Annotated in this window: 24 protein-coding genes and 1 tRNA gene; 15 read left to right on the top strand and 10 right to left on the bottom strand. The window is 26.7% G+C overall.

Features of this window, described 5'->3' with window-relative positions:
• Positions 1–91: 91 nt before the first annotated feature.
• Positions 92–304 (bottom strand): hypothetical protein, encoded by a 213-nt coding sequence (locus LPB137_RS04625; protein WP_076085009.1) that lies wholly within the window; start codon positions 302–304, stop codon positions 92–94.
• 124 nt (positions 305–428) lie between these two features.
• Between LPB137_RS04625 and LPB137_RS04630 the strand changes: the two genes are divergently transcribed.
• The 9 genes from LPB137_RS04630 (at position 429) to LPB137_RS04670 (ending at position 13,796) form a co-directional block, all read left to right on the top strand.
• Positions 429–1,097 carry a uracil-DNA glycosylase gene (locus LPB137_RS04630; protein ID WP_076085013.1) on the top strand — a complete coding sequence of 223 codons (669 nt, stop codon included), beginning with the start codon at positions 429–431 and terminating at the stop codon, positions 1,095–1,097.
• A complete protein-coding gene (locus tag LPB137_RS04635; RefSeq protein WP_076085016.1) occupies positions 1,094–2,209 on the top strand; it encodes a hypothetical protein in 1,116 nt (371 codons plus the stop codon). The genes LPB137_RS04630 and LPB137_RS04635 overlap by 4 nt, the downstream gene beginning before the upstream one ends.
• A 44-nt stretch (positions 2,210–2,253) precedes the next feature.
• Positions 2,254–3,999 (top strand): aspartate--tRNA ligase, encoded by a 1,746-nt coding sequence (aspS, locus tag LPB137_RS04640; RefSeq protein ID WP_076085019.1) that lies wholly within the window; start codon positions 2,254–2,256, stop codon positions 3,997–3,999.
• A gap of 17 nt (positions 4,000–4,016) precedes the next feature.
• Positions 4,017–4,805, top strand: a complete 789-nt coding sequence (locus LPB137_RS04645) for a metal ABC transporter substrate-binding protein (protein WP_076085022.1) — start codon at positions 4,017–4,019, stop codon at positions 4,803–4,805.
• 121 nt (positions 4,806–4,926) lie between these two features.
• Entirely contained in the window at positions 4,927–7,509 is a 2,583-nt protein-coding gene (locus tag LPB137_RS04650) for a chemotaxis protein CheW (RefSeq protein WP_076085025.1), read from the top strand.
• A 91-nt stretch (positions 7,510–7,600) separates the two neighbouring features.
• Positions 7,601–9,370 carry a YgiQ family radical SAM protein gene (locus tag LPB137_RS04655; RefSeq protein ID WP_076085028.1) on the top strand — a complete coding sequence of 590 codons (1,770 nt, stop codon included), beginning with the start codon at positions 7,601–7,603 and terminating at the stop codon, positions 9,368–9,370.
• A 13-nt stretch (positions 9,371–9,383) separates the two neighbouring features.
• On the top strand, positions 9,384–9,968 hold the full coding sequence (locus LPB137_RS04660; RefSeq protein WP_076085031.1) for an adenylate kinase: 585 nt from the start codon (positions 9,384–9,386) through the stop codon (positions 9,966–9,968).
• Entirely contained in the window at positions 9,968–10,729 is a 762-nt protein-coding gene (locus LPB137_RS04665; RefSeq protein WP_076085034.1) for a competence/damage-inducible protein A, read from the top strand. Before LPB137_RS04660 ends, LPB137_RS04665 begins: the two co-directional genes overlap by 1 nt.
• Before the next feature lie 103 nt (positions 10,730–10,832).
• A complete protein-coding gene (locus tag LPB137_RS04670; protein WP_076085039.1) occupies positions 10,833–13,796 on the top strand; it encodes a methyl-accepting chemotaxis protein in 2,964 nt (987 codons plus the stop codon).
• Between the two features lie 19 nt (positions 13,797–13,815).
• Here the strand turns inward: LPB137_RS04670 and LPB137_RS04675 are convergent, their stop codons facing one another.
• Both LPB137_RS04675 and uvrC read right to left on the bottom strand, forming a co-directional pair.
• Positions 13,816–14,301 (bottom strand): tetratricopeptide repeat protein, encoded by a 486-nt coding sequence (locus LPB137_RS04675; RefSeq protein WP_076085041.1) that lies wholly within the window; start codon positions 14,299–14,301, stop codon positions 13,816–13,818.
• 439 nt (positions 14,302–14,740) lie between these two features.
• Positions 14,741–16,585, bottom strand: coding sequence for an excinuclease ABC subunit UvrC (gene uvrC / locus LPB137_RS04680; RefSeq protein WP_076085044.1), 1,845 nt, complete (start codon positions 16,583–16,585; stop codon positions 14,741–14,743).
• A 91-nt stretch (positions 16,586–16,676) separates the two neighbouring features.
• Here uvrC and LPB137_RS04685 point away from each other — a divergent pair, with 91 nt between their 5' ends.
• The gene (locus LPB137_RS04685; protein WP_076085047.1) at positions 16,677–17,387 is read left to right on the top strand and encodes an SOS response-associated peptidase; all 711 of its coding nucleotides are present in this window, start codon (positions 16,677–16,679) and stop codon (positions 17,385–17,387) included.
• Here the strand turns inward: LPB137_RS04685 and LPB137_RS04690 are convergent.
• The 5 genes from LPB137_RS04690 to LPB137_RS04710 all read right to left on the bottom strand — a co-directional run bounded on the left by LPB137_RS04690 (position 17,384) and on the right by LPB137_RS04710 (position 19,904).
• Complete coding sequence (locus tag LPB137_RS04690; protein WP_076085050.1) at positions 17,384–18,142, bottom strand: phosphotransferase; 759 nt, start codon at positions 18,140–18,142, stop codon at positions 17,384–17,386. The genes LPB137_RS04685 and LPB137_RS04690 overlap by 4 nt on opposite strands.
• 8 nt (positions 18,143–18,150) lie before the next feature.
• Positions 18,151–18,630: a glutathione peroxidase gene (locus LPB137_RS04695; RefSeq protein ID WP_076089214.1), complete on the bottom strand. Its 480-nt coding sequence runs from the start codon at positions 18,628–18,630 to the stop codon at positions 18,151–18,153.
• A gap of 194 nt (positions 18,631–18,824) precedes the next feature.
• Positions 18,825–18,901, bottom strand: a tRNA-Pro gene (locus LPB137_RS04700).
• Between the two features lie 72 nt (positions 18,902–18,973).
• Complete coding sequence (locus LPB137_RS04705) at positions 18,974–19,444, bottom strand: hypothetical protein (RefSeq protein WP_076085053.1); 471 nt, start codon at positions 19,442–19,444, stop codon at positions 18,974–18,976.
• A 61-nt stretch (positions 19,445–19,505) separates the two neighbouring features.
• Positions 19,506–19,904, bottom strand: coding sequence for a winged helix-turn-helix transcriptional regulator (locus LPB137_RS04710; RefSeq protein WP_076085056.1), 399 nt, complete (start codon positions 19,902–19,904; stop codon positions 19,506–19,508).
• Between the two features lie 155 nt (positions 19,905–20,059).
• Here LPB137_RS04710 and LPB137_RS04715 point away from each other — a divergent pair, with 155 nt between their 5' ends.
• Genes LPB137_RS04715 through LPB137_RS04725 form a run of 4 tightly spaced genes read left to right on the top strand, consistent with a single transcriptional unit; the run spans position 20,060 to position 22,533 of the window.
• The gene (locus tag LPB137_RS04715; protein WP_197682251.1) at positions 20,060–20,722 is read left to right on the top strand and encodes an NAD(P)H-dependent oxidoreductase; all 663 of its coding nucleotides are present in this window, start codon (positions 20,060–20,062) and stop codon (positions 20,720–20,722) included.
• A 30-nt stretch (positions 20,723–20,752) separates the two neighbouring features.
• Entirely contained in the window at positions 20,753–21,715 is a 963-nt protein-coding gene (locus tag LPB137_RS04720; protein WP_076085062.1) for an LLM class oxidoreductase, read from the top strand.
• Between the two features lie 9 nt (positions 21,716–21,724).
• Positions 21,725–21,862 carry an SDR family NAD(P)-dependent oxidoreductase gene (locus tag LPB137_RS14720; RefSeq protein WP_197682252.1) on the top strand — a complete coding sequence of 46 codons (138 nt, stop codon included), beginning with the start codon at positions 21,725–21,727 and terminating at the stop codon, positions 21,860–21,862.
• A 23-nt stretch (positions 21,863–21,885) separates the two neighbouring features.
• Positions 21,886–22,533 carry an SDR family NAD(P)-dependent oxidoreductase gene (locus LPB137_RS04725; RefSeq protein ID WP_197682261.1) on the top strand — a complete coding sequence of 216 codons (648 nt, stop codon included), beginning with the start codon at positions 21,886–21,888 and terminating at the stop codon, positions 22,531–22,533.
• Positions 22,534–22,638: 105 nt separating this feature from the next.
• On the opposite strand, the gene LPB137_RS04730 is transcribed toward LPB137_RS04725, so the two are convergent.
• Both LPB137_RS04730 and LPB137_RS04735 read right to left on the bottom strand, forming a co-directional pair.
• Entirely contained in the window at positions 22,639–23,139 is a 501-nt protein-coding gene (locus tag LPB137_RS04730) for a SprT-like domain-containing protein (RefSeq protein WP_076085065.1), read from the bottom strand.
• Positions 23,140–23,147: 8 nt separating this feature from the next.
• The gene (locus LPB137_RS04735) at positions 23,148–23,516 is read right to left on the bottom strand and encodes a DnaJ domain-containing protein (RefSeq protein WP_228144693.1); all 369 of its coding nucleotides are present in this window, start codon (positions 23,514–23,516) and stop codon (positions 23,148–23,150) included.
• A 328-nt stretch (positions 23,517–23,844) separates the two neighbouring features.
• On the opposite strand from LPB137_RS04735, the gene LPB137_RS04740 reads away from it, so the two are divergent.
• Positions 23,845–25,536 (top strand): L-lactate permease, encoded by a 1,692-nt coding sequence (locus LPB137_RS04740; protein WP_076085071.1) that lies wholly within the window; start codon positions 23,845–23,847, stop codon positions 25,534–25,536.
• The last annotated feature ends 32 nt before the right edge of the window (positions 25,537–25,568 follow it).

Here is a 25,568-nt window from a genome sequence, read left to right on the forward strand (position 1 = left end):
AAATATACATAATTATGAAGCAGTAGTTTCAGATATTTCGCGTGCTTTTAAAAAAGTCATACCAAAGCTATTGCTCCATAAGTTTATATATTTAAATCACTCTATTTTTTGTAATATCTATTTCTTCTTCAATTAATTTTTTTTGTTTAATCATTGATTCTAAATGCATTTTTAAAATCTCTCTATCTTTATATGATTCTACGATAAACTCATATAGTTTTGGTCTATTCTTTTTCCAATTATGTAGAGTAGTTTTATTAACATCTAAATCAACTTCTAATTTACGTAAACTAGGTGTTGTCATTACGATTCCTGATTTGATTTGAAAGATTGTACAAAATATAAGGACAAATGTCAATAAAAATATCACATTTGTACAAATTATTGGAACAAATAATCATAAAAGAAAATTTTTTGTACAATTTGTAATGACAAATACAGTTAAACAAAAACTTTTATATAATTTACATTCACTAAAATCCATGGGATATGATTATCACAAAACTATCGATTTACTTCCAAATGATATTAAGAATATAAAACTACCTGATAATATTTTTACATTAAAATCTAATGTTGAAAACTGTTATTTATGTGAACTTTCAAAAAGTAGAAAAAACGTTCTTTTTGGAACGGGTAGTCTTCATGCTAATGTTATGTTTATTTCTGATGAACCATCTAATAGTGAAGATGAGTTAGGTTCTTTTTATACAGGAAAAACTGGTGAGTTATTATCAAAAATGATAGAGAATGTATTAAATATAAAAAAAGAAGAAGTGTACATTACAAACTTAGTTAAATGTAAGAGTTCAAATTCATTAAATAAATTACATGTTGACTCATGTAATGATTATTTACAAAAGCAAATAGAATTAATAAAACCAAAACTAATAGTTAGTTTAGGTGAGAATACATATTCTTATTTATTTAATGAAAAAGATAATTTTAGTCAAAATAGAGGAAAAGAACTTGTGTTTAATAATATTAAGCTAGTTCCTACTTTTTCAGCTAATTATTTATTGAGAAACCCTTCTTCAAAAAAAGACGCATATTATGATATGCTTAGAATCAAAAATATATTGGAGCTTTCAACTTGAAACATTTATTATCACTTATACTAATTACTGCTTTTTTTGTAGGTTGTTCTATAAAACAACAAGAAGTCGAAATCAAACTTCCTCCTAAAGAAAATATTGGTACTCCTGTAAATCCTACTGAAGAGAGAATTGAGGAGAATATTGATCCTTTAGAAGAAATAGAAATTATTGAAGATGAACTACCTAATATTGATAATAGTGAAGTAATGAAACTTGCATTTATTTATCCTTCTAAAATCGTAGCAAAATATGCGAAATCATCAATGAATACTGTTTTAGGATATTTTGATTATAAAAATATTAAATATGAAATAAAAGTATTTGATACAATATCTGAAGATCAACAAAGTATAGAAAAAGCTTTTTTAAGTGCAAGGGAGCAAGGTTTCTCAAATGTATTAGCTTTATTTACACCAAGAGTTACTGAACTTTTACATACTATTGATACTAATGATTTAAAAGTTTATTTACCACTTACAAATGAAGATTATATAACAAATGCTAAAAGCAATTTCTTTTATGGAGGAATCTCTTATAAAGACCAAATTTCTAAGTTATTAGAATATTCAAACACTAATAATACAATGTTTTATCAAAGTTCTTTTTTAGGAGATAAGCTAAAATCACTTTATGAAAATTTAACACCTGATGTTAAGGTCGTAAAAGAGATTAAAAAGAAAAGAAACTACTTTAAAGGTATTGTTAAAGATTATAGAATTAGAAATTCAACTTTATTTTTAAATACTCCAATTGTAAAAACATCTATTATTTTGTCACAATTAAGAGCTTATAGTATTTATCCAAAGGTTATACTTTCAACTCAAATAAATTATAATCCAAAGATTTTAACTTTAACACAAGTAAAAGACAGAAGTAATTTTGTACTTGCTAGTTCTATTGATAATGTTGATGATAATTTAAGAGATACTCTTAACTCTTATGGTGCTGATATTATTTATAACTGGGTTGATTATTCTACTTTAGTTGGAGTTAATTATTTGTATGATGGGAATCAATCAGGATTAATTGAAACTCAGATTGAGAATAATCATGTTGTTTATAAACCAAAATTATTAAAAACTACATCGTTTGGCTTTTTAGAAATTAAGTAAGATTTAGATAAAATCGCGGATATTTATATTTATGGAGTTTTGAATTGAGAACACATTATTGTACAGAAGTTACAGAAAAAAACATCGGTGAAGAAGTTACTGTTGCAGGTTGGGTAAACAGCAGACGTGATCACGGTGGGATTATTTTTATTGATTTAAGAGATAAAGGTGGATTAGTTCAGCTAGTTGCAGATCCTGCTATTCTTCCTATTTCAGAAACAGTTAGAGATGAGTTTGTATTAGTTGCTAAGGGATCAGTAAGAGCTAGAGGTGAAGGATTAGAAAATCCTAACTTAGTTACAGGTAAGATTGAAATTGTTTTAAGTGAATTAACTATTGAAAATAAATCAAAGCCTATGCCTTTTGATTTAAATGATGATAAAGTTAATGATGAAATTAAACTTAGAAATAGATTCTTAGAATTAAGATCAAAAAAATCATTTGAGATTTTCCAATTAAGATCTAAAGCTGCTATTCAAGTTAGAAATACTTTAGATGAATTAGGTTTCTTAGATGTTGAAACTCCAATTTTAACAAAATCTACTCCAGAAGGTGCAAGAGATTATTTAGTACCATCAAGAGTTCATGGTGGAGAGTTTTATGCACTTCCACAATCACCTCAGTTATTTAAACAATTATTAATGGTATCTGGATTTGACAAATATTTCCAAATTGCTAAATGTTTTAGAGATGAAGATTTAAGAGCTGATAGACAACCTGAATTTACTCAAATAGATGTTGAAATGTCTTTTTGTGATCAAGAAGATGTAATTAAAGTTGCTGAAAAAGTAATTACTGATGTATTTACAAAATGTGGTAAACCAGTACCTTCAGAATTTCCAAGAATGAGATACTGGGATGCAATGGAAACTTATGGTTCAGATAAACCTGATATTAGATTTGATATGCCATTAGTAGAAGTTATTGATATTTTTGCAAACTCTACAAATGAAATCTTTGCAGATATTGCAAAAGATAAAAAGAATAACAGAATTAAAGCACTTAAATGTCCAAATGGAGATAACTTATTCTCTAAGAGACAGATGAAAGGTTTTGAAGACTACGTTAGAAAATTTGGAGCAAAAGGTCTTGGTTACTTCCAAATGAAAGAAGATGGATTAAAAGGTCCATTAACTAAATTCTTCTCAGAAGCTGATTTAGAAGAAATTGTTAAAACTACAGAACTTGAAGTTGGTGATGTTGTATTCTTTGGAGCAGGTGATAAAAAAACTGTATGGGATTACATGGGTAGATTTAGACTTTACTTAGCTGAGCAAATGGATATTATTCCTGAAGATGCTTATGAGTTCTTATGGGTTGTTGATTTCCCAATGTTTGAAGTTGAAGATGGAAAAATGAAAGCACTTCACCATCCATTTACAATGCCTAAATCATTAGAAGATACAAGTGATTTAGAATCAATTGAATCTATTGCTTATGATATTGTATTAAATGGTATGGAATTAGGTGGTGGATCTATTAGAATTCATAAAGAAGAAATTCAATCAAAAGTATTTGAACTTATGGGAATTTCAGAAGAAGAACAAAGAGAAAAATTTGGATTCTTACTTGATGCACTTCAATATGGAGCTCCATCTCATGGTGGTTTTGCAATGGGGCTTGATAGACTTATTATGCTTCTTGCTGGAACTGATTCAATTAGAGATGTTATTGCATTCCCTAAAACTCAAAAAGCACAATGTCTATTAACAGGTGCTCCATCACCAGTTGATGCTGAGCAGTTAAAAGATTTAAGTTTAAGAATAAGAAAAACTGAACAACAATCATAAACTAAAAGGAAGTAGTGGTGTATAAACTTTTATTATTACTACTTCCAACACTACTATTTTCAAAATTTCAAGTTACAACTAGCTTACCCTTTGAAGCTCATATAATTAAGCAAATCGGTCAAAATCATATTAGAATAAAAACAATTTCAAATAACTTTTCAAATAAAATTCTAGATTTAAGTCCAACAGAAATTTCTAGTCTTGCAGGAACTAGAGTATATTTTAATTTTGGTCTTGATATTGAGAAAGAATATGAAAAGATTTTTCTTAAATCTAGAAAAGAATTAAATGCTGTTAATATGTCTAAAGATATAAAAAAACTAAAATATGAAGGAGAAGATAATCCCTTTGTATGGCTTGATCCAATTTTGTTAAGAGAAGTTGCAAAAAATATTTATGAGACTTTATCTAAAATTGACCCTTACAATAAAAATGACTATGAAGCTAATTATTATAATTTTTTAAATAAATTAGATGCTTCTTTTTTAGAGATAAAGAAAAAACTAGCAGATAGTGAAATTTACAATATTTTTGTTTTTGATGAAAAATTTGACTATTTTGCAAAAAGATTTAAAATAAATAAATACATAAGAAAAAAAAGAATATTAAGCGCTTCAGAAATAAAACCATTAGTAAGATTTGTAAAAAAAAATCAAATAAAAGTTGTTTTTATAGAAGAGAATAAAAATATTAATTTTGCTAAGTCTTTATCTGGACATTCAAATATTTTAATAAAAACTTTTAACCCTTATGAAGAACTTCTTTTTTATAACTTATCAAAAATTGCACAAGAGTTTATTGAATAAAAACAGATAACTTTTTAACACTATTAAATTATTTTTTCTAATTGTATATTAATTTTACATATGTATATAATTATTATCTTCGCTATCCTATATAATTGATTAATAGATTATGGGAGAAATTATGGATAATTCATTAATTAATTACAAAGGGATAAATATAAAAAAAGATTTATACCCAATAATAAAATATATAGAAGATGTAGATAAATATAGAGAAGAGTTGGGACGATTAAGCTCATCATGGGATGTTTTAGCATTACTTGGACAATTAGGTGATATAAACATTGATATAGAAAAAATAAAAGGTAACTTTTTAAACTTAACTTCAACACTACTAAATCATTTAAGTGAACAACAAATTGATAAAGTTAGACATGAAATGAGATTTAAAGCACAAGTGGCTATTGATATAGTTATTAGAAACTTATTTGAAAGAACTGCGGATATTGGTTTTTTAGCTACAGATGATGATATTAGATATTTTCTAAAAAATTATGTTTCAAAATATGATGATAAAAGTAATGAATTAAGTCTTAATATGATTGAAAGATTCAAAGAGTATGTTGAAAAATACTCTGTTTATTTTGATATTGTATTAGCAGATACAAAAGGTAATATTCTAGTTAGACTTGATGACTCAACTGATGTTAAAAAGATTTCTTCAAAACAAGTTGAAAAAATTTTAAATACTTCTGAAGATTATGTTGAAACTTATAAATTTCACCATTTTTTACCTCAATATAAAAAATCTCTTGTTTACTCATATAAAGTTACAGAAAATAATAGTCCAAATTCAAAGAATATTGGTATCTTATCTTTATGTTTTAAGTTCACAGGTGAGATGAATGATATTTTTAATAATTTAATTGATGAATCTAACAAAGAGTGTTTAACAATACTTGATGAAGAAGGTTTTGTAATTGCATCAAGTGACAAAAATCATATTCCTTTAAATGCACAGTTACCAATAATTATAAATGAAGAATATAAGTTAATTAGCTTTGCAGGACGTGATTATATAGCAAAAAGTTGTGATACAAATGGCTACCAAGGTTTTATGGGATTAAAATGGTATGGACATATTATGATACCTTTAGAACATGCATTCTTAAGTGATGTTTTAAATGATATTAAATATGAACCAAGTGTAATTGACGCAATGATATCAAATAAAGATCATTTTTCTAAAGATTTAAAAGATGTTTTTAATAAAAGTAATTCTATTCAAGACAACTTGAAAAGGATTATTTGGAATGGTAATATTGCACAGAGCAAATATAACTCTGTTAATAGAGACTTCTCAAAATCTTTATTAACTGAAATTGGATTAACAGGAACAAAAGCGAATGCATCGCTTTCAAATTTAAATCAAACAATAATAAGCTCAATTTTAAAAAATAGTGAATTTTTATCATCTTTAGCAATTGATATAATGGATAGAAACCTTTATGAAAGAGCTAACGATTGTAGGTGGTGGGCTTTAACTTCATATTTTAGGGAAGCTTTAGAAAATATTGAAAATATAAATACAAAAAAAGATGAATTATCATCCATTTTAAAATATATTAATGATTTATATACTGTATATACAAATATATTTATTTTTGATAAAAATGGAAAAGTTATTGCAGTTTCAAATAAAGAAGAAGAGTATTTACTAGGAAAAATAATTAATACAAAATGGGTGGAAGATACATTCACATTAAAAGATACTTCTAAGTATTGTGTATCAAATTTTGAAAAAACAAATCTTTATAATAATGAATCAACTTATATTTATTCTTCTGCAATAAGATCTATAAAAAACTCATCAAATATAATTGGCGGTATTGCTCTTGTTTTTGATTCTACCCCTGAGTTATATACAATGTTAGCTGACACCTTACCAAAACATTCTGATGGAAAAAAAGTTAATGGTATCTTTGCTGTTTTTACAAATAGAAATAAAGAAATAATTTCAACAACTAATAAAAGTTTAGAAATTGGAAGTCTTTTAAATTTAGAAGATGACTTTTTTAGTATTAATAATGGGACACAAAAAAGTAAAATTGTAAAAATTGCAGATACTTATTTTGCAATTGGAGTTAAATGTTCTTCTGGATATAGAGAATATAAAAGTGAAGCTGATGATTATAAAAATGATATTTTATCTTTTACTTTTATTAAAATAGGAGAGGATAAGAATAATAATACATCTACTACTATAAATAAATATATTAATAATATAAATAAGAAAAAAACAGGAAATAGTGTTGAATTAGCAACATTTAATATCGGAAGTAAATTTTTAGCAGTTAAGGCCAAATGTGTGATTGAGTCAATAGGAATTGATGATTTACAATCTTCAATTGAAATGGATAAAACAAATCATTTTAAAGGTATGGTTATTTATAAAGAAAAGTTAATTGCAGTTTTAGATATTAGAGATTTTATAAATGAAGAAATAACTGATGATGAATTAAAGGATATAATATTATTAGAATATGATAAAGATAATATTGACCATTGTGTAGGAATTTTAGTATCTTCTTTAGAACATAGCTCTCTTGTAGAAGAAAAATCAATTCAACATATTCAAAACCATTTCTTAGGATCAGGAACACTAATTGAAAGTTTAGTTGATATTGATGAATATGAAAAGTCTAAAGTTGCAATGCTTTTAAATATTCAAAAACTAGATGAAAATTTAACTAAAAAGATTTAATATCTATCTTTTATAGTAGAGGTTAAAAGATATTAAGGCACAATACGAAAAACATATTATAGATTTTAAAAATTATTAAAAAAGAAGAATTATGAGTAATATTAATAAGCCAAATAAATTTTTACCTACTACTAAAGAAGAGATGAGTGAGCGTGGATGGGATGAGCTTGATGTTGTTTTAATAACAGGTGATGCTTATATTGATTCACCATTTATGGGAATTGCTGTAGTTGGAAGAATTCTTGAAGATATTGGTCTTCGAGTTGGAATTATTGGACAACCTGATGTAAATAGTGATGTTGATGTTAAAAGATTAGGTGAGCCAAAACTATTCTGGGGAGTAAGTGGTGGAAGTATTGATTCAATGGTTTCAAATTATACTGCTACAAAAAAGTTTAGAAACTCAGATGATTATACTGCTGGTGGAAAAAACGAAAGAAGACCAGATAGAGCAACTTTAGTTTATACAAACTTAATTAGAAGATATTTTAAAGGCACAGTGCCAATTGTACTTGGTGGAATTGAAGCTAGTCTTCGAAGATTAACTCACTATGATTATTGGTCTAATAAACTTAGAAAACCAATTTTATTTGATACAAAAGCTGATTACATGATTTATGGAATGGGTGAGCAAGCTATTATAGATTTAGGAAACACTTTAAGAAATGGTGGTGATCCTAGAAATATTAGAGGACTTTGTTATATTTCAAAAGAACCAGTAGAAGATTATATTCAAATACCAAGTCATCAAGAGTGTTTAGACGATAAAGGTAATTATATAGATTTATTCAAAACATTTTATGACAATAATGACCCTGTATACTCAAAAGGCTTATGTCAAGGTGTTGATTCAAGATATTTAATACAAAACCCACCAAGTGATCATATGGATGAAAAAGAAATGGATAAAATTGCATCTTATCCATATCAAAGAGATGTACATCCTTATGATGGAAAACATGGAAAAGTTAAATGTTTAGAAACAATTAAGTTTTCAATTATGACACACCACGGATGTTGGGGAGAGTGTAACTTCTGTGCAATTGCTGCTCACCAAGGTAGAACTATTCGTACTAGAAGTGAAGAGAATATTTTAAAAGAAGCAAAACACTTTACAACTATTAAAGATTTTAAAGGAATTATTTCTGATGTTGGAGGACCAACAGCAAATATGTATGGTTATGAGTGTAAGAAAAAAGAAAAACTTGGAACTTGTGTTGATAACAAAAGATGTGTAGATGCACATAGATTATGTAGAACAATGAAAGTTGATCATAGTAGAAATATAAAATTATTAAAAGATATTAGACAAATACCTGGGATTAAAAAAGCTTTTGTAGCTTCTGGTGTTCGATATGATTTAATTACAGCTGATAAAAAACATGGAGAAAGCTATTTAAAAGAGATGGTTGACCATCACATTTCAGGACAAATGAAAGTTGCACCTGAGCATACAAATGATGAGGTTTTACATCACATGGGGAAACCAGGAAAACAAACACTTATTGATTTTAAAAAAATGTATGATGATTTAAATAAAAAATCAGGTAAAAAACAGTTCTTAACATATTACTTAATAGCAGCGCATCCAGGTTGTGAAGAGAAACATATGCATGATTTAAAACAGTTTACTACACATGAATTAAAAATGAATCCAGAACAAGCCCAAGTATTTATTCCAACTCCTGGAACTTATTCTGCTGTAATGTATTATACAGAAATGGACCCTTTTACAAAGAAAAAAATATTTGTAGAAAAAGACCCAAGAAGAAAAGAAAAACAAAAAGAAATTGTAGTACCAAGAACAAACCATAATGTTGCACGTGCTAAAAAAATGGCAAATGCAGGAATGCAAGGATAAAAGGAAAATATATATGAAGAAACTTTTTTTAATTATTGGAGCTCCTGGCTCTGGAAAAACAACTGATGCAGAATTAATTGCTTTAAAACATGATTCAATCACTCATTATTCAACAGGTGATATGCTAAGAGCAGAAATTGCAAGTGGAAGTGAGCGTGGAGCTATTATTGATGCAAGTGTTTCAAAAGGAAATATTGTGCCTTTAGAGATTGTTATTGAAACAATTTTAAGTGCAATTAAAAATTCTCCTACAAATACAGTTGTAATTGATGGATATCCAAGATCAATTGAGCAAATGACTGAACTTGATAAGTATTTAGAAAATGAAAATGAAGTATCATTGCAAAGTGTTATTGAAGTTGCTGTATCAAAAGAGACTGCATTTCAAAGAGTACTTGGTCGTGCAGCAGATGCTGAGATTGTAAGAGATGATGATAATGAAGAAGTATTTTTAAATAGAATGAAATTATATACAGATCCTTTAAAAGAAATCCAAGAGTTTTATAATAAAAAAAACCTTTTAAAACAAATTTCAGGTGAAGGTACTATTGAAGCAATTGTTAATGAAATGAATGCCTTTATACAAACAAAAATCTAATGACAAGTAATAAAAAAGTTAATTTTTATAGTGTTATTATAGGAACAGAACTTTTAAATGGGCGTAGAAAAGATGCCCATTTCCCTTTTTTAAATCAAGAACTTCTTAAACGAGGATGGGAACACAAAGCTTCTTTTGTAATAGAAGATGACCCAACATTAATGAATAATGTTTTTAATCTTATTAAAGCTGATGAAAACTCAGTGATGTTTTGTTTTGGAGGAATTGGCTCTACACCTGATGATTATACAAGAGTAGCTGCTGCTAAAGCTTTTACAAACTATAAAATGGAGTTTCATGAAGAGGCTAAACAATTAATAGAAAATCAATTTAAAGAAGAAGCTTATCCTCATAGAATTCATATGTCTTATCTTCCAATAAATGCAAAACTTTTAAAAAATGTAGTAAATAATGTGCCTGGATTTTATCTAAAGAAAAGATTTTTCTTTACTCCTGGATTTCCATCTATGAGTCAAGCTATGGTAGTAGAAGCTTTAGAAAAATACTACCCAACTTCAATACCAAAATATAGAGTGGTATTAACTGCATCATGTAGTGAAAATGACTTAATAGATGTTATGCTAAAAGTATCAAAAGACTTAGACTTATCAGTATTACCTAAATTCAAAGATGAAAAAAGAAAAGCAGTTATTTCATTAGCTGGTTTTGACAAAAATCATGTCGATGAAAATTTTGAATTATTCACAAACTTTCTAGAAAATAATAAAATTGAATATATATTAAAAGATATTAGTTTATAAAAGAGTAATTGTTCTAATTAGATAAATTTTATTCAATTTTTTATTTTAAAAATATTATTTTATAATATAATATAATTATATATTGAACAAAATAAGGATAAACATGAATTTTATTAATAATTTAGCTATAAAGAAAAAGTTATTATTACTTGTTTCTTTACCGTTATTAGGATTATTATACTTCTCTTTTTCACAAAATATTACTATTTATAAAGAAATAAGTAAGATTGAGAAAATAGAAGTGGGTATTGAGTTTGCACAAGCTATTTCTTTACTCTTACATGAAACACAAAAAGAAAGAGGTATGACTGCTGGTTTTATTGGTAGTAAGGGTGAAAAGTTTGCAGAATCATTACTTAAGCAAAGAAATTTAACTAATGAAAAAATGGAACTTTTTTTAATTGCAAAAGATAAAATACATAATTCTTCTCACTCTGAACGATTAGCTCAAAAGATTAATATTGTTATTGAAAGAATGCAAAACATTGAAAAAATTAGAAAAAGTGTAGATAATCAAACTATCTCTCTTGTAAATGCAATCTCATATTATACAAATACAAATAAATTACTTCTAGATTCAGTTGTTGTCCTTTCCAAACTAACTGATAATGCTGATATATCACAAAGAATTACTGCTTTTGCATCTTTTTTATTATCAAAAGAAAGAGCAGGAATTGAAAGAGCAATTGGAACTAATACACTAAGTAGAGATTCTTTTGCTCCAGGTATGAGAGAAAAACTTAATAAACTTGTATCTGAACAAGATTCTTATATAGCTACTTTTAAACATTATGCAACTAAAGACGCAATTGATTTTTACACTCAAACTGTTAAGGGAAAAGAAGTTGATGAGGTAAATAGAATTAGACAAGTTTTAGTTTCTTCTGTTGAAAAGCATAAAATAATAGCTTCTATTGGAGAATATGTTGGGTATGGTGGTATTATTCACAACTTTAAAAACTTTGTAATTAGAGGAGATGAAGAATACAAAATTAATGTTGATAATCAATATAAAGAGTTCCTAAAACTAATTAATAAATATAGAGAATTTCCAAATCTAAAGAGTGAAGAAATAGGTTTTTTAGATGTTGTTGAGAAAACTTTTAAAAAATACCATAATGGCTTATCAAAAATTGAGTATGCGTATAAAAATAATATCGATATTAAAACTTTAGATAAAGATGTAAAAGTTCATGATACTGAATCGATGATTGCTTTATATAAATTAGGAATAAATCTATTTAGTGAAGAACCTACATATTGGTTCTCTACAATTACGAAAAAAATTAATCTTTTAAAAGAAGTAGATGATTATTTATCTTCAAAAATGGTAAGTAATATTCATGCATTAAAAGATTCTTTTTATACAACATTTATTACAACTTTAATTTTTACAATTTTAGCATTAATTGTTGTTCTTATTATGGCTTCATACATTACTAGAAATATTAATGTTTCATTAGAAACATTTAAAAATGGATTATCTGACTTCTTTAAATACACACTTAGAGAAAAAGATACAATTACAGTTTTAGAAGTAAAAAGTAAAGATGAATTTGGACAAATGTCTGAAGATATTAATGAACAAATAGAAAGAACTTCACAATTAATGGAACAAGATAAAGCAGTTGTTTCAGAGATTGATGATGTTATGAAAAAAGTAAAAAGTGGATTCTTCTGTTACACTATAAAATCTCATGGAGCTACATCTGAAGTTGAAGCTTTAAGAACAAATATAAATGAAATGCTTATTGATACTAAAGAAAAATTTGATTTAATCAATAAATTATTAGATGGTTATGCAAGTGGAGATTATCAATACTCTATAAATGAAAATCAATTGAATAAAATGGGTGGAGATATGGGATCTTTAGTTACTTCAGCACTTCTTTTAGGATCAAATATTTCTCAATTAGTTGCTATGATAACAAACTCTGGAACAGAATTGTCAAACTCTACAAATATTCTTTCTGAGGGTGCTCAAAAATTATCTTCTTCATCTACAAGCCAAGCAGCATCTTTAGAAGAGACTGCCGCGTCAATTGAAGAAATAACTTCAACTATTAGATCTAATAATGAAAATATTATTCAAATGGCTTCTTTATCTGATGAATTAAACAAGTCTTCAAGTACTGGAAAAGATTTAGCATCATTAACTTCATCATCAATGGATGAAATTAATGATAAAGTAACTGCTATTAATGAAGCAATTACAATTATTGATCAAATAGCATTCCAAACGAATATTCTTTCACTTAATGCAGCTGTAGAAGCAGCAACTGCAGGAGAAGCTGGTAAAGGTTTTGCCGTTGTTGCACAAGAAGTACGAAATCTAGCAAGTAGAAGTGCAGATGCTGCAAAAGATATTAAAACTTTAGTTGAAGATGCAAGTAATAAATCTAAGCATGGTAAAGAGATATCTTCTAAAATGATTGATGGATATAATGAACTTAATGAAAAAGTTATTCAAACAAAAAATATTATAGATGATGTATCTGTTTCAAGTAAAGAACAAGAATCTGGAATGATTCAAATTAATTCTGCTATTAATAATTTAGATAAAGTTACTCAAGAAAATGCACAAACTGCATCATCAATTGATACTTTATCTATTGAAGCAAAAGAGTTATCAAGAAGATTATTAGAAATTACAAAAAGTGCTAAATTTGAAGAAAAGACTTTAAATCAAGTTTGTGATGTTGAACTTATTGCAGATATTGCAAAATATAAAAATGATCATATTAACTTTAAAGATAATAACTTCAAAAAATTAGATACTTTTGAATCTTGGAAAGTTGTTGATTGTCACTCTTGTAACTTAGGAAAATGGATTGATTCTTGTGAAAGTAACTCTAGAATATTTGTAAATACATCAGCATGGAATCAATTAAAAATTGCACATGAAAATGTTCATCAAGGTGTTCAAAAATACATTGATGCAAATGCTAGTAGAGAAGACAATACTAAGTTAGCAAACTTATCAATAGGTATTGAAGCAGCTACTAAAGAAGTATTTAATGGCTTAGATAATGTTCTTATAGAAAATTGTAAGTTAACAACAAAATAGATAAAAGATATAATAAGCCTTATTTAACAGGCTTATTATAATCTCCTATATTCCAACCTTTATCTTTTGGATATTTTCCTAAATTATAATCTTTCCAAACTTTTTTACATACTTTATTTCCACGTGCATATTCACTTTTTGCAAATACATTAGCTCTTCCAAAATTTGGAAAAACTCCTTTGCCACTTGCATACATATATGCTATATAACAGTTTGCATTGTATTCTTTTTGTTTAGAAGCTTCTTTAAAATAATACAATGCTTTTTCATAGTCTTTTTCAACTGCAGCACCTATTAAGAAAAACCTTCCAATTAAAAGTTGTGATTTTGCATGATTTTTATTTACATTATCTACTAAAATATTATAGGCTTTTTTTATATCATAATTTTTTGATTTTTTTGATGAGTATTTTTTTGCAAGTTTATACTTTTCTTCTAAGATATCAAAACTTGTAGAATTTACAAGATTTGAAAAAATTAATAAAGATATGATTGTTTTTTTCATTATATTATTCTTTTATATTAATATTAAATTTATTACAAATACAAGCATAAATGGTACTTTAACCTTATTCATTTAATTGCTAAAGTTATTATATCTAGAAAGAGCATATAATCAATAAAATTAAAGACTATAAATATATAGTGAAGTTTTTCACATATACTTTTCACATATTCTTTTAAGACCCTTTAAATAGAGCTTCTGAAAATAAAGTTTTTATATAAATTATTTGTATTTAATATGATAATAAAAAATTGATTTTTTAAATCATATAGCTATAGAGACTTAAAAAAGGGGTTTTTGCTTTATTTATAAAGATTCTAAACTTATTTAGATTGGTATCCACTTTAGTATAATCTTTGATACCATCTGGTAAATTATCAATATATTTAAAAGAATTTAAATATATGTGAAAAGCATGTGAATAAGTATAGGTTTTCTTTTATTCTTCTTTAAAATAAGTTGAAATTACAATCGCATCTTTTTCGTTTAGAACTTCTTTTAACTCTTCTATTGAAGCATTTCTAATTTTCTCAAATTCTCCAAAATATAAAAGAAGTTTTTTTACCTTTGCTTCTCCTATTCCTTTTATTTGAAGTAATGAAATTTGCTTATCTTCTTTTCTTTTTTGTTTTTTATGAAAGCTGATTACAAATCTATGAGCTTCATCTCTTTGTCTTTGAACAAATTGTAATCTTTGATCACTTGTTTCTAGTTTTAAAGACCTGTATTCACCTTTTTCATCTTTATAGTGAACAATATCTTTTGCAGCACCTTTTGCTCTATGAGCTTTTGCATCAACTTTTTCTTTTGCAATTGCAATAATATCTAAATTCACACCAGTTGAATTAATAATATCATAGGCTAATTTTAGCAGTGCTGACCCACCATCTAATATCCAAAGATCAGGTGCTGGATTTTTCTCAAAACTATCAACCCTTCTCATTAATATTTCTCTCATTTGAGAATATTCATCTTTTGATTCAAGATTATAGTGTCTGAAATCTTTTTTATCAAAGGCATTTAGTTCTTCATTCCAAACAACCATAGCTCCAACAGTTGCTTGTCCCATCATATGTGAGTTATCATAGGTTTCAACTCTATGTGGAAGTATTTGAAGATTAAATAGCTTCTGAAGTTCTTCATATATAGTACTTTGATTTCTAGAGGAATCAATTCTAAGGAGTTCATCACAATTGTTAAGTGCAATTTGAATTAAATCTTTTTTCTTATCTTTCTTAGGATTAACTAGTTTTATTCTTTTTTCAAATCTATTGTATAAAAACTCTTCTAAGTCATTTTTTTCTTCAATATCAATTGCTGTTAAAATCTCTTTTGGTAATAATGGAATTTCATTGTCATAATAATTTACAATAGCTCTTTTATATGCTTCATCTAAATCAATATTAGTTTCATCTTCTAAAAAATTTACTTTTATAAAATCATAAGAAGAAGAGGTTAGTTTTCCATCTCTTATAAACATTCTTACTATTACAGCTTTTTGTTTTGATGCTTTTATTGCAAATACATCAAGATTTTCATTTGTTGCTAGGTCCATACCTGATTTTATTTGTGATTTTTCAATTGTTTTAATTCTATCTCGAAGTTTCATTGCTTCTTCAAATCTAAAATCTTCAGAGTATTCAAGCATTTTTTCTTGAAGTTTTACAATTAATTTTGATTTATTATAAATATAATCAATAGCTTCTTCAACTATTTTATAATACTCACCTGTTGTTATTTTACCTTCACAAGGTGCATGACACCTTTTAATCTGATGAAATAAACATGCTTCTTTTCCTTTTATACATGATTTTTTTTGAACTAAAGGAACTATTTCATAAATACTATCAAGCATATCACGAGAGCCAGTAGAATAGGGTCCAAAATATTTAATATTTTTATTTTTATAAACTTTTCTTGTAATTTCAAGTCTAGGGTAAAGTTCTGAGTAATCTATGTAAATGTATGGATAGGTTTTATCATCACGAAGTAAAATATTGTACTTTGGTTTTAGTTGTTTAATTAAAGAATTTTCTAAAATTAATGCATCATGTTCATTTGGTACTACAATCCACTCAATACTAAAAGCTTCACTTATCATTTTATAAATTCTAGGACCTAATCTATCAGAAGGAAGTAGTTTTGGTGTAAATTTAAAGTAAGATTTAACTCTATTTTTTAGTACTTTTGCTTTTCCTATATATAGTAGTCTTCCATCTTTATCGAAGTATTGATAAACGCCAGCATCATTTGGTAATTGTTTTAGTTTTTCTTCTAATTGCATTGTCGAATTTTACCAAAATAAACCTTTTTCTAAATGAAGATATTTAAATTTTATTATTATATACTTCAAAAAAAGATACAAGAAGATTGATATGCCTGGACGATTAAGTATTTATGATGATAAAGTATTTAAAATAGATGCTTCAACTATAATTGAAAATGATATGGTAGGGAAGTTAAACCCTAGATATAATATTCCTCCTACCACTCCAATTCCTGCTTTATTAAACAATGGTAACTATTTATATACACACTTTGGTTATTTGCCTTCTTGGGCATCTTCAAAGACTTCTATGAATATGAATGCACGTAGTGAAAGTATTTTTGAAAAGAAAACTTTTCGTGATTCTTTTAAATATAGACGCTGTATTATCCCAATTAATGGCTTTTTTGAATGGGCTAAAGAAGATAAAGAAAAAACTCCATATTTTGTAAGTGATATTAAAAATGATTATTTAGCACTTGCAGGAATTTGGGATGAGTATTTTGATGTTGATTTAAATATGAAAATAGTTACAGTTGCACTTATAACTTGTGATGCAAATGAAAAACTTGGGAAAATTCATCACAGAATGCCAGTAGTTTTAGAAAAGAAAGATTTTAATACTTGGCTAAATAATGATGATTTAAAAGAAGTAAATAAGCTATTTAATATTTATCCTAATGATAAAATACAAATTCATGAAGTAAGTGCTGAGGTTAACAAAGTTTTATTTGATATGCCTTCTTGTATTAAAAAGATAAAAAAGGTTGAAGAAAATACTAAAGAAAAACAAGAAATAGGGCAGTTATCTTTATTTTAGTATTTTTCTTTTTTAAACCATAAAATCCAAAGGTTTTCATATATTATTTTATATGAAGCCAATTTTTTAATATCTCTTTTTCTGATTTTTTTGAAGTATCTTTTTAAAACTTTCTTTTCTTGTTTTTTATTTAATTTAAATTCAAAACAAATATTTGCTAAATCAAAGAATAAATCATTTACACATGCAAATTCCCAATCAATTAATTTTAAACTATTTTTATGAAATAAGACATTATTTATATTTATATCATGATGAGAAGTAACAGCCTCAAATTTGTATTTTTGTATTTTCTTTAACTCTTTTAGAGAATTTTTAACTGTTTTTTGTGATTTTTTATCTTTTAATATTTCTTTATAGTATTTAAAATCATCTTTTAAACTATATACTTTTTTATTCACTTTTATAGAATGAAGTTTTTTAATAGTATTTACTAAGTTATTTAAATCTTTATTTTTTAATTTGCTTTTATGTTTACCTTGTAAGAAGTCACAAATCATTAAAGAGTTTGCTTTATCTAAAAGATAAGGCTTTGCAGCAATACCTTTTAAATAAGCTTTTTTTTGAATAAGAAACTCAAATTCTCTACTATTTGCATCTTGGTGAGTATGTTTAAAAACTCTTATTAAATACTCTTTTTTATTACTTGTTAGTTTATATATTGTATTACAAGTACCTTGATTTTTTAATTTTTTTAATTTTTTTAATTTTTCTTTTTTAAATAAACTATATTTTTCTAAATCATTAATCTTCATTTATTATACTAGTTCAAAAGCTTTTTAATATCATCTTCAATACTAGCTGGCGTTGTAGTTGAACCAAATCTATCAACAACTTTTCCTTCTTTATTTACTAAGAATTTTGTAAAATTCCATTTTATAGCTTCTGTTCCTAGTATTCCTGAAGCTTCTTTTTTAAGATATGAATATAATGGAATTTCATTATCACCATTTACATCTATTTTTGCGAACATATCAAAATCAACACCATATGTTAATGTACAAAATTCTTTTATTTCTTCATTAGATCCAGGCTCTTGATTTGAGAATTGATTTGAAGGAAATCCTAAAATCATAAAGTCTTCATTTTTATATTTCTTATATAAGTTTTCTAAACCTTCATACTGTCCTGTAAATCCACATTTACTTGCTACATTTACTATTAGTAGAACCTTACCTTTATACTTTGACATTGATACTTCATTTGAATTTATATCTTTTACTTTAAAATCATAAATTGACATTTTATTTTCCTTTGCTATTAAAATTGAAAGAGAAAGAATAAACATTAATATAATTCTTTGAATCATAATATATTCCTTTTTTATTGGTATTTTAGCCTAAATTATTGTTAATTGGTATAGTTTTTATATAGGTTTAGTTAAATAATTTTGTGTGAATTTAATAAGTTTTGTAATTTAGAAATTGTTAGTATAAATGGTCGGAGTGAAAGGACTCGAACCTTCGACCCCCTGGTCCCAAACCAGGTGCGCTACCAGGCTGCGCTACACTCCGACTGGTATTAGGTCGGAATTTTAGTATTTTTTTGAAGATTTGTCAAGGCTTATTTTACTTTTTTTGATAAAATTAGTTGTTTTTTACTATTTTTATTGAATTAACGTCTTCAACTAAGACTTCTAATACTCCATTTTTCATTTCAAAATAACCATCGCTTTTGATTCTATTTTTAGAATTGTAAATAAATTTATAGTTTTTATCAAATTTTACATCAATGAACTTATTCTTTTTTACTTCAATTCTTTCATTTTTGATATCATTTGCAGCAGCTTTTTGTAAAATATAAACAATTGCATATTTATCTTTTTTATATTTTGTATTCGAATCATCTTTCTTACCAGTATAATCTTCATTATAAAAGACAAACTTGTCTTTTCCTAGTAAAAAACGTGCAATACTGTTTGTAACATCTGCTTCTAAATAATTGTCTTTTAGTGTATCAAAGTTTTTTATCGTACCAAGTGTTAAGCCTTGATATTTGATTGTATAACTTGCGAATGCAAGGTTTGTAAATAATAATATTGTTAATATGAATTTCATTAGTTTCCTTTAAAAAAGCAATATTATATCTAAAATGTGAAGTTATTGTGGAAGAATAAATTTATTTATTAATTCCAATCTTATTAGCAATATATGTATCACAGCAGACATCATTATCTTCACTTGTTACCTCACCATGTTCACTTGCGTATGAAATACCCCAGTTGTACATCTCTTTAAATACACCTTTTAGTCTCGCCCCTGCAGGAGTTAATGAATATACTACCTTAGGTGGAACTTGAGGATATACTTCTCTATTGATAATATTTTTTGCTTCTAACTCTTTTAATTTTACAGTTAGAGTTTTTTGAGTTATATCTGACATTATTTCATGTAATTCTTTAAATCTTTTTTCTTCACTTAATAAGTGCCATATAATTGAAAGCTTCCATTTGTCATTAAAAATATCAGAGGTAAGAGCAACTGAACATTTATACTCTTTATCATTAACTTTATACATTTAAAATCCTTTATATTGAAAGTATACAATATAAAACATTAATATTCCTTACTTACAAAAATTACTATAAGGCTAAATTAAGTATTAAATATGTAAACTTTCATTACTAACAAAAATTACAGTAAAGATAATTACTTTACAAAATGGAGATTAAAATGGAAAATAAGTTTTTAGAAGCAATGAAATTCAGACATGCAACAAAAGAATTTGATGCTACAAAAAAGATTAGTGATGAAGATTTCAATCAAATTTTAGAATATGGTGTTTTAAGTCCAAGTTCTTTTGGTTTTGAACCATGGAAATTTATTGTAGTTCAAAATGAAGACTTAAGAGTAAAGTTAAAAGAATTTTCATGGGGAGCACAAGGAACACTTCCCACTGCAAGTCATTTTGTAATTATTTTAGCTAGAAAAGTTTCTGGAATGAAATATGATAGTAATTATATAAAATATATGTTAAATGATATAAAAGAGTTTCCTAAAGATGTTCAAGAAATATATAGTGGATTTTATGAAAAATTCCAAAAAGAAGATTTTTCTTTATTAGAAAATGATAGATATGTATTTGATTGGGCTTCAAAACAAACATATATAGCTTTAGCTAATATGATGACAGGTGCTGCTTATATGGGTATAGATTCTTGTCCAACAGAAGGTTTTGATTTAAAATTAACAGATAAGTTTTTAGAAGAAGATTTAGGTATTGATACTAATGAATATGGTGCTTCAGTTATGGTTCCATTTGGATACAGAAAAGAAGCTCCTAAACATGAAAAATCAAGACAAGACGTGGAAACTGTAAGCACATGGTATAACTAATAGTTAAATATTATATTAAAGGAGTCCACTATGGAAACTAAATACAAAGAAAGTTTTGAATCTATCAATAATGGATTTAATTCAGTTTTTCGTAATAATAAGCTAAGTATTGGACTTGTAATTCCTTTAGAGAATTACCCAAGATCACCAATTCCAACTATGGTTAATCAAATGGAAAAAATTCTTTTAGCTGAAGAATTAAATTTTAAAGCCATTTGGTTAAGAGATATTCCTTTTAATGACCCTTCCTTTGGTGATGTTGGGCAAATGTATGATCCTTTTTCATATTTAGGATACTTAAGTGCTAAAACTTCAAAAATAGCATTAGGTGTTGGGAGTTTGATTTTACCACTTAAACATCCTGCAAATGTTGCAAAAGCAGCAGCTAGTATTGATACTTTATCAAATGGACGCCTTATTTTAGGAGTTGCTTCCGGAGATAGAGCAAAAGAATACCCTGCTATGAATATTGACTATGATAACAGAGGCAATAACTTTAGAGAAAGTTTTAAATATATAAATCAAATTTGGGAAGATTTTCCAATATTTGATAATGAATTTGGAAATCCAAATGCCAATTTAGATATGCTTCCCAAACCCACTAATCAAAAAGTACCAATGCTTATTACTGGGGCATCACAACAAAGTCCTTCGTGGTTAGCTTCAAATGGTGATGGTTGGATAACTTATCCAAGACCTGTGCATACTCAAAAAATAATAGTAAATCGAATTAGAGATAATGCAAAAGAAAACTATACTCAAAATAGACCAATCTCTCAATCTTTATATATAGATTTAGTAGAAGGTTTAAATTTTAGTCCACAACCAATTCATTTAGGATATAGACTTAATGTTAAGCATTTAATTGAACATTTAAAATCGTTAGAAGCAATTGGTATTAATCATGTTGCTTTAAATCTACGTTTTAATCAAGCGGATATTGAAAAAACATTAAAAATTATTGGTGATGAAATATTGCCAGAATTCTCATAAGGAAAAACTATGCAAAAAACTATTTTAATTACAGGGTCAACAGATGGTATTGGATATTTAAGTGCTAAAACTTTTATAGAACAAGGACATAATGTAATTGTCCATGGTAGAAATTTTGATAAGTTAGAAAAAGTTAAAAAAAATTAGAAGCTTTTAAAACTTCAGGAAATATCTACAGTGTTTTAGGTGATTTATCAGTATTAAAAAATGTTGAGGTATTAGCTAATAGTATTTTAAAGAAGTTTACAAATATTGATGTTTTAATAAACAATGCTGGAATTTACAAAACACAAGATGAAAGAACTGTAGATAGTTTTGATATTAGGTTTGCTGTTAGTACAATTGCACCTTATCTTTTAATGAAAAAATTACTTCCAATTTTAAGTAAAAATGCAAGAGTCATAAACTTATCTTCAGCAGCTCAAGCTCCTGTTGATCTAAATGCTTTAAAAGGAGATGTCCTTTTATCTTCTAGTAGTGAAGCTTATGCTCAAAGTAAATTAGCAATCACAATGTGGACAAATCATATGGCAAGTTTATTCAAAGATAATAACCCAATAATTGTAAGTATTAATCCAAAATCACTGCTTGCTAGTAAAATGGTAAAAGAAGCTTATGGAATACAAGGAAGTGACTTAAGTGTTGGTTCTGATATTTTAGTTCGTGCAGCACTTAGTGATGACTTTAAAGATGCTTCTGGAAAATATTATGATAATGATATTGCTTCTTTTTCAAATCCTCATCCTGATGCTTTAAATACTCAAAAATGTCAAGATTTAGTTGTTGAAATGGAAGCGATTATTCATAATAATAAATAAAATTTAAATGACTGATTTAATTATCAGACTATTACATTATACTTTATTAGAAAATGAAGAAGAATCTATCATAGATTTTTATGTATCTATTAGAGTTATTTATATTTACTTAAATAGATTTGTTTTTTCAATCAAAATATCTTGATGATTAACAAACCTATCACATCTTAAGCCCTCTAACTTTTTACAAATTTCTTGCCATTTTTTTGTATGACCCTGATTTTCATTAGAAAAGTTTCCTAATGCAAACATAATTGCATGAGCATATTCATGTGGCATTACATCATTTATCATATAATTTTCATTTTCTTTAAATCTTTTTTTATTCAAATATAAATTTATCTGTCCATTTTTTGAATAAACTGCCATTCCATATCTACTAGAATCTAATTCATCAGTAATTGTAATAGGAAAAACTCTTTTAATATTAAAATATTTATTTGTTAAATATTTTAACTTCTGATGTTTTTCATATACTTTTATTTGAATTTCTTTAGATAAAGGATTTGAGTTAAATGAGTAATCTTTATACCAAAGATAAGTAAGTAAGAAAGATGAAAGAATAACAACTACTAAGAAAAACTTTTTAAGTTGTTGAATAAACATATAATTATTTATTCAACTGTTTTCATTAAAACATCACGATAATTATTTAAATCTTTCATCATGCTATCGTCGTTATCATTAATATCTGGATGATATTTTCTTGCTAATTCTTTATATTTCTTTTTTATCTCTTCTTTTGTAGGAGAATGTGTAAAACCAAAGAAATCTTTTGCTTTTTGAACTTCATCAAATCTTGGGGCATTATTAAAACCATTAAAGTTTGAGTTATTAAAGCCTGAGTTATTGAAGTTTTGGAAATCATTTGGATTAAAACCTGCACCTTGTTTAAATTGAAAATTAAAACCACTTGTTTTCATCTTCTTTTTTAAATTATAAATAAAGAAAAATCCAAGTATTAGAATAACCCCTATAATCATTAGAAATGTTCCAAAATTAGTAAAAATTAAGTATAAAATAAAAAATAAAATTGATAGTCGAACTATTCTATTAAAAATATATATAACTGTATTGTTTGGCATAAAATATTAATCCTTTTTATAGTAGGCAGTATTATAGTATTGTTTGCACTATAATAAAATTAAACAAGTAAACTTATTTTAAACTTAAACTTAATAATTAGATGTGTTACAAAAGTAAGCATTAAAAGTGTAAATAATTGCTATTTTAATGCTATGTAATTTTTATCATAAAAATATCATATTTAAGGATTATTCTTTTTTTTGAAATAAAATCAAGGAGAATCTAATGGAAATAGGTTTACAAGCATTTTTTGCTGCACTACCAATTTTTTTAGCAGGTATATTATTAGTAGGACTTCGAGTTTCTGCAAAAAAGGCAATGCCTTTAGTTTATATTGCAACAGTAGCTGTTGCATTCGTAGTTTGGGAAGTTTCATTCAATAGAGTTTTAGCTTCAACAATACAAGGTCTACTTATTACAGTTGCAGTTTTATGGATTATATTTGGAGCTATACTGCTTTTAAATACATTAAAACATTCAGGTGCAATTGCAGTAATTAGACAAGGATTTAACAATGTTAGTTCTGATAGAAGAGTTCAAGTAATTATTATTGCATGGTTATTTGGTTCATTTATAGAAGGAGCTTCAGGATTTGGAACGCCAGCAGCAATTGCAGCACCATTACTTGTAGCAATTGGTTTCCCTGCAATGGCAGCTGTTATGGTTGGGATGATGATTCAAAGTACTCCTGTATCTTTTGGTGCAGTTGGAACTCCAATTTTAATTGGTGTAAATAAAGGCTTAGATTCGGATGGTATTGGCTTAACATTACAAACTATGGGTTCTTCTTGGGATCAATATTTACAAATCATTACATCACAAGTTGCAATTACACACGCTCTTGTAGGTACTTTTATTCCTTTATTTATGGTTGTAATGCTAACAAGATTCTTTGGTGAAAATAAATCATGGAGTGAAGGATTATCTATTTTGCCTTTTGCAATTTTTGCAGGTATTGCTTTTACAATTCCTTATGCTTTAACAGGAGTTTATTTAGGTGCTGAGTTCCCATCATTAATTGGTGCACTTGTTGGGCTTCCAATTGTTGTATTAGCAGCAAAAAAAGGTTTTTTAATTCCAAAAAACACTTGGGATTTTGCTCCAAAAGAAAAATGGCCAGTATCATGGGTTTCAAAATTTGAAGTTAAACTAGATGATTTAAGTTCAAAGGTTCCAATGTCTTTAACTAAAGCATGGATTCCTTATGTTTTAGTTGCTGTTATTTTAGTATTAACTAGAGTTTCTGATGAGGTAAAAGCTTTTGTAAAATTTTGGGTAATTCCATTTAAAGATATTTTAGGTGAGGGTTTAGGTTATTCTATTACTCCTTTATATCTTCCTGGTGGAATTCTAGTTTTTGTTGTTTTAATTACTTACTTTTTACATGGTATGAAATTTAAAGATATAAGTGCAGCTGTAGGTGAATCTTCTAAAGTAATGCTAGGAGCTGGGTTTGTTTTAATTTTTACAATTCCATTAGTTCGAATTTTAATTAATTCTGGAATTAATGAATCAGGTTTTGATTCAATGCCTGTTGCTATGGCTAACTTTGTTGCAAGTTCTGTTGGGGATATTTACCCTGTGTTTGCTCCAATGGTTGGTGCTCTTGGTGCATTTATTGCAGGAAGTAATACTGTATCAAATATGATGCTAGCTCAATATCAATTTGGTGTTGCAGATGCACTTGGGGTTTCAACTGCATTTATGGTAGCACTTCAAGCAGTTGGAGCAGCAGCTGGTAATATGATTGCAATTCATAATGTTGTAGCCGCATCTGCTACTGTTGGATTATTAGATCAAGAAGGTGAAACTTTAAGAAGAACAATAATTCCTACAATTTATTATTGTTTACTTGCTGGAATTATAGGTTTAATAGGAATGTATGTTTTAGGAATTACTGATCCTTTAATGAAATAGTATATTTTACTTAAAACTAAAAAAGAAAAGGT

The sequence above is a fragment of the Poseidonibacter parvus genome (genome assembly GCF_001956695.1).
GTDB classification, from domain to species: Bacteria; Campylobacterota; Campylobacteria; order Campylobacterales; family Arcobacteraceae; genus Poseidonibacter; species Poseidonibacter parvus.

Bases quoted from the DNA above. Each gene is read 5' to 3' on its own strand.
- LPB137_RS04625 (WP_076085009.1), bottom strand. From the start codon at position 304: ATGACAACACCTAGTTTACGTAAATTAGAAGTTGATTTAGATGTTAAT.
- LPB137_RS04630 (WP_076085013.1), top strand. From the start codon at position 429: ATGACAAATACAGTTAAACAAAAACTTTTATATAATTTACATTCACTA.
- LPB137_RS04650 (WP_076085025.1), top strand. From the start codon at position 4,927: ATGGATAATTCATTAATTAATTACAAAGGGATAAATATAAAAAAAGAT.
- LPB137_RS04655 (WP_076085028.1), top strand. From the start codon at position 7,601: ATGAGTAATATTAATAAGCCAAATAAATTTTTACCTACTACTAAAGAA.
- LPB137_RS04660 (WP_076085031.1), top strand. From the start codon at position 9,384: ATGAAGAAACTTTTTTTAATTATTGGAGCTCCTGGCTCTGGAAAAACA.
- LPB137_RS04665 (WP_076085034.1), top strand. From the start codon at position 9,968: ATGACAAGTAATAAAAAAGTTAATTTTTATAGTGTTATTATAGGAACA.
- LPB137_RS04670 (WP_076085039.1), top strand. From the start codon at position 10,833: ATGAATTTTATTAATAATTTAGCTATAAAGAAAAAGTTATTATTACTT.
- LPB137_RS04675 (WP_076085041.1), bottom strand. From the start codon at position 14,301: ATGAAAAAAACAATCATATCTTTATTAATTTTTTCAAATCTTGTAAAT.
- uvrC (WP_076085044.1), bottom strand. From the start codon at position 16,585: ATGCAATTAGAAGAAAAACTAAAACAATTACCAAATGATGCTGGCGTT.
- LPB137_RS04685 (WP_076085047.1), top strand. From the start codon at position 16,677: ATGCCTGGACGATTAAGTATTTATGATGATAAAGTATTTAAAATAGAT.
- LPB137_RS04690 (WP_076085050.1), bottom strand. From the start codon at position 18,142: ATGAAGATTAATGATTTAGAAAAATATAGTTTATTTAAAAAAGAAAAA.
- LPB137_RS04695 (WP_076089214.1), bottom strand. From the start codon at position 18,630: ATGTCAATTTATGATTTTAAAGTAAAAGATATAAATTCAAATGAAGTA.
- LPB137_RS04705 (WP_076085053.1), bottom strand. From the start codon at position 19,444: ATGAAATTCATATTAACAATATTATTATTTACAAACCTTGCATTCGCA.
- LPB137_RS04710 (WP_076085056.1), bottom strand. From the start codon at position 19,904: ATGTATAAAGTTAATGATAAAGAGTATAAATGTTCAGTTGCTCTTACC.
- LPB137_RS04715 (WP_197682251.1), top strand. From the start codon at position 20,060: ATGGAAAATAAGTTTTTAGAAGCAATGAAATTCAGACATGCAACAAAA.
- LPB137_RS04720 (WP_076085062.1), top strand. From the start codon at position 20,753: ATGGAAACTAAATACAAAGAAAGTTTTGAATCTATCAATAATGGATTT.
- LPB137_RS14720 (WP_197682252.1), top strand. From the start codon at position 21,725: ATGCAAAAAACTATTTTAATTACAGGGTCAACAGATGGTATTGGATAT.
- LPB137_RS04730 (WP_076085065.1), bottom strand. From the start codon at position 23,139: ATGTTTATTCAACAACTTAAAAAGTTTTTCTTAGTAGTTGTTATTCTT.
- LPB137_RS04735 (WP_228144693.1), bottom strand. From the start codon at position 23,516: ATGATTATAGGGGTTATTCTAATACTTGGATTTTTCTTTATTTATAAT.
- LPB137_RS04740 (WP_076085071.1), top strand. From the start codon at position 23,845: ATGGAAATAGGTTTACAAGCATTTTTTGCTGCACTACCAATTTTTTTA.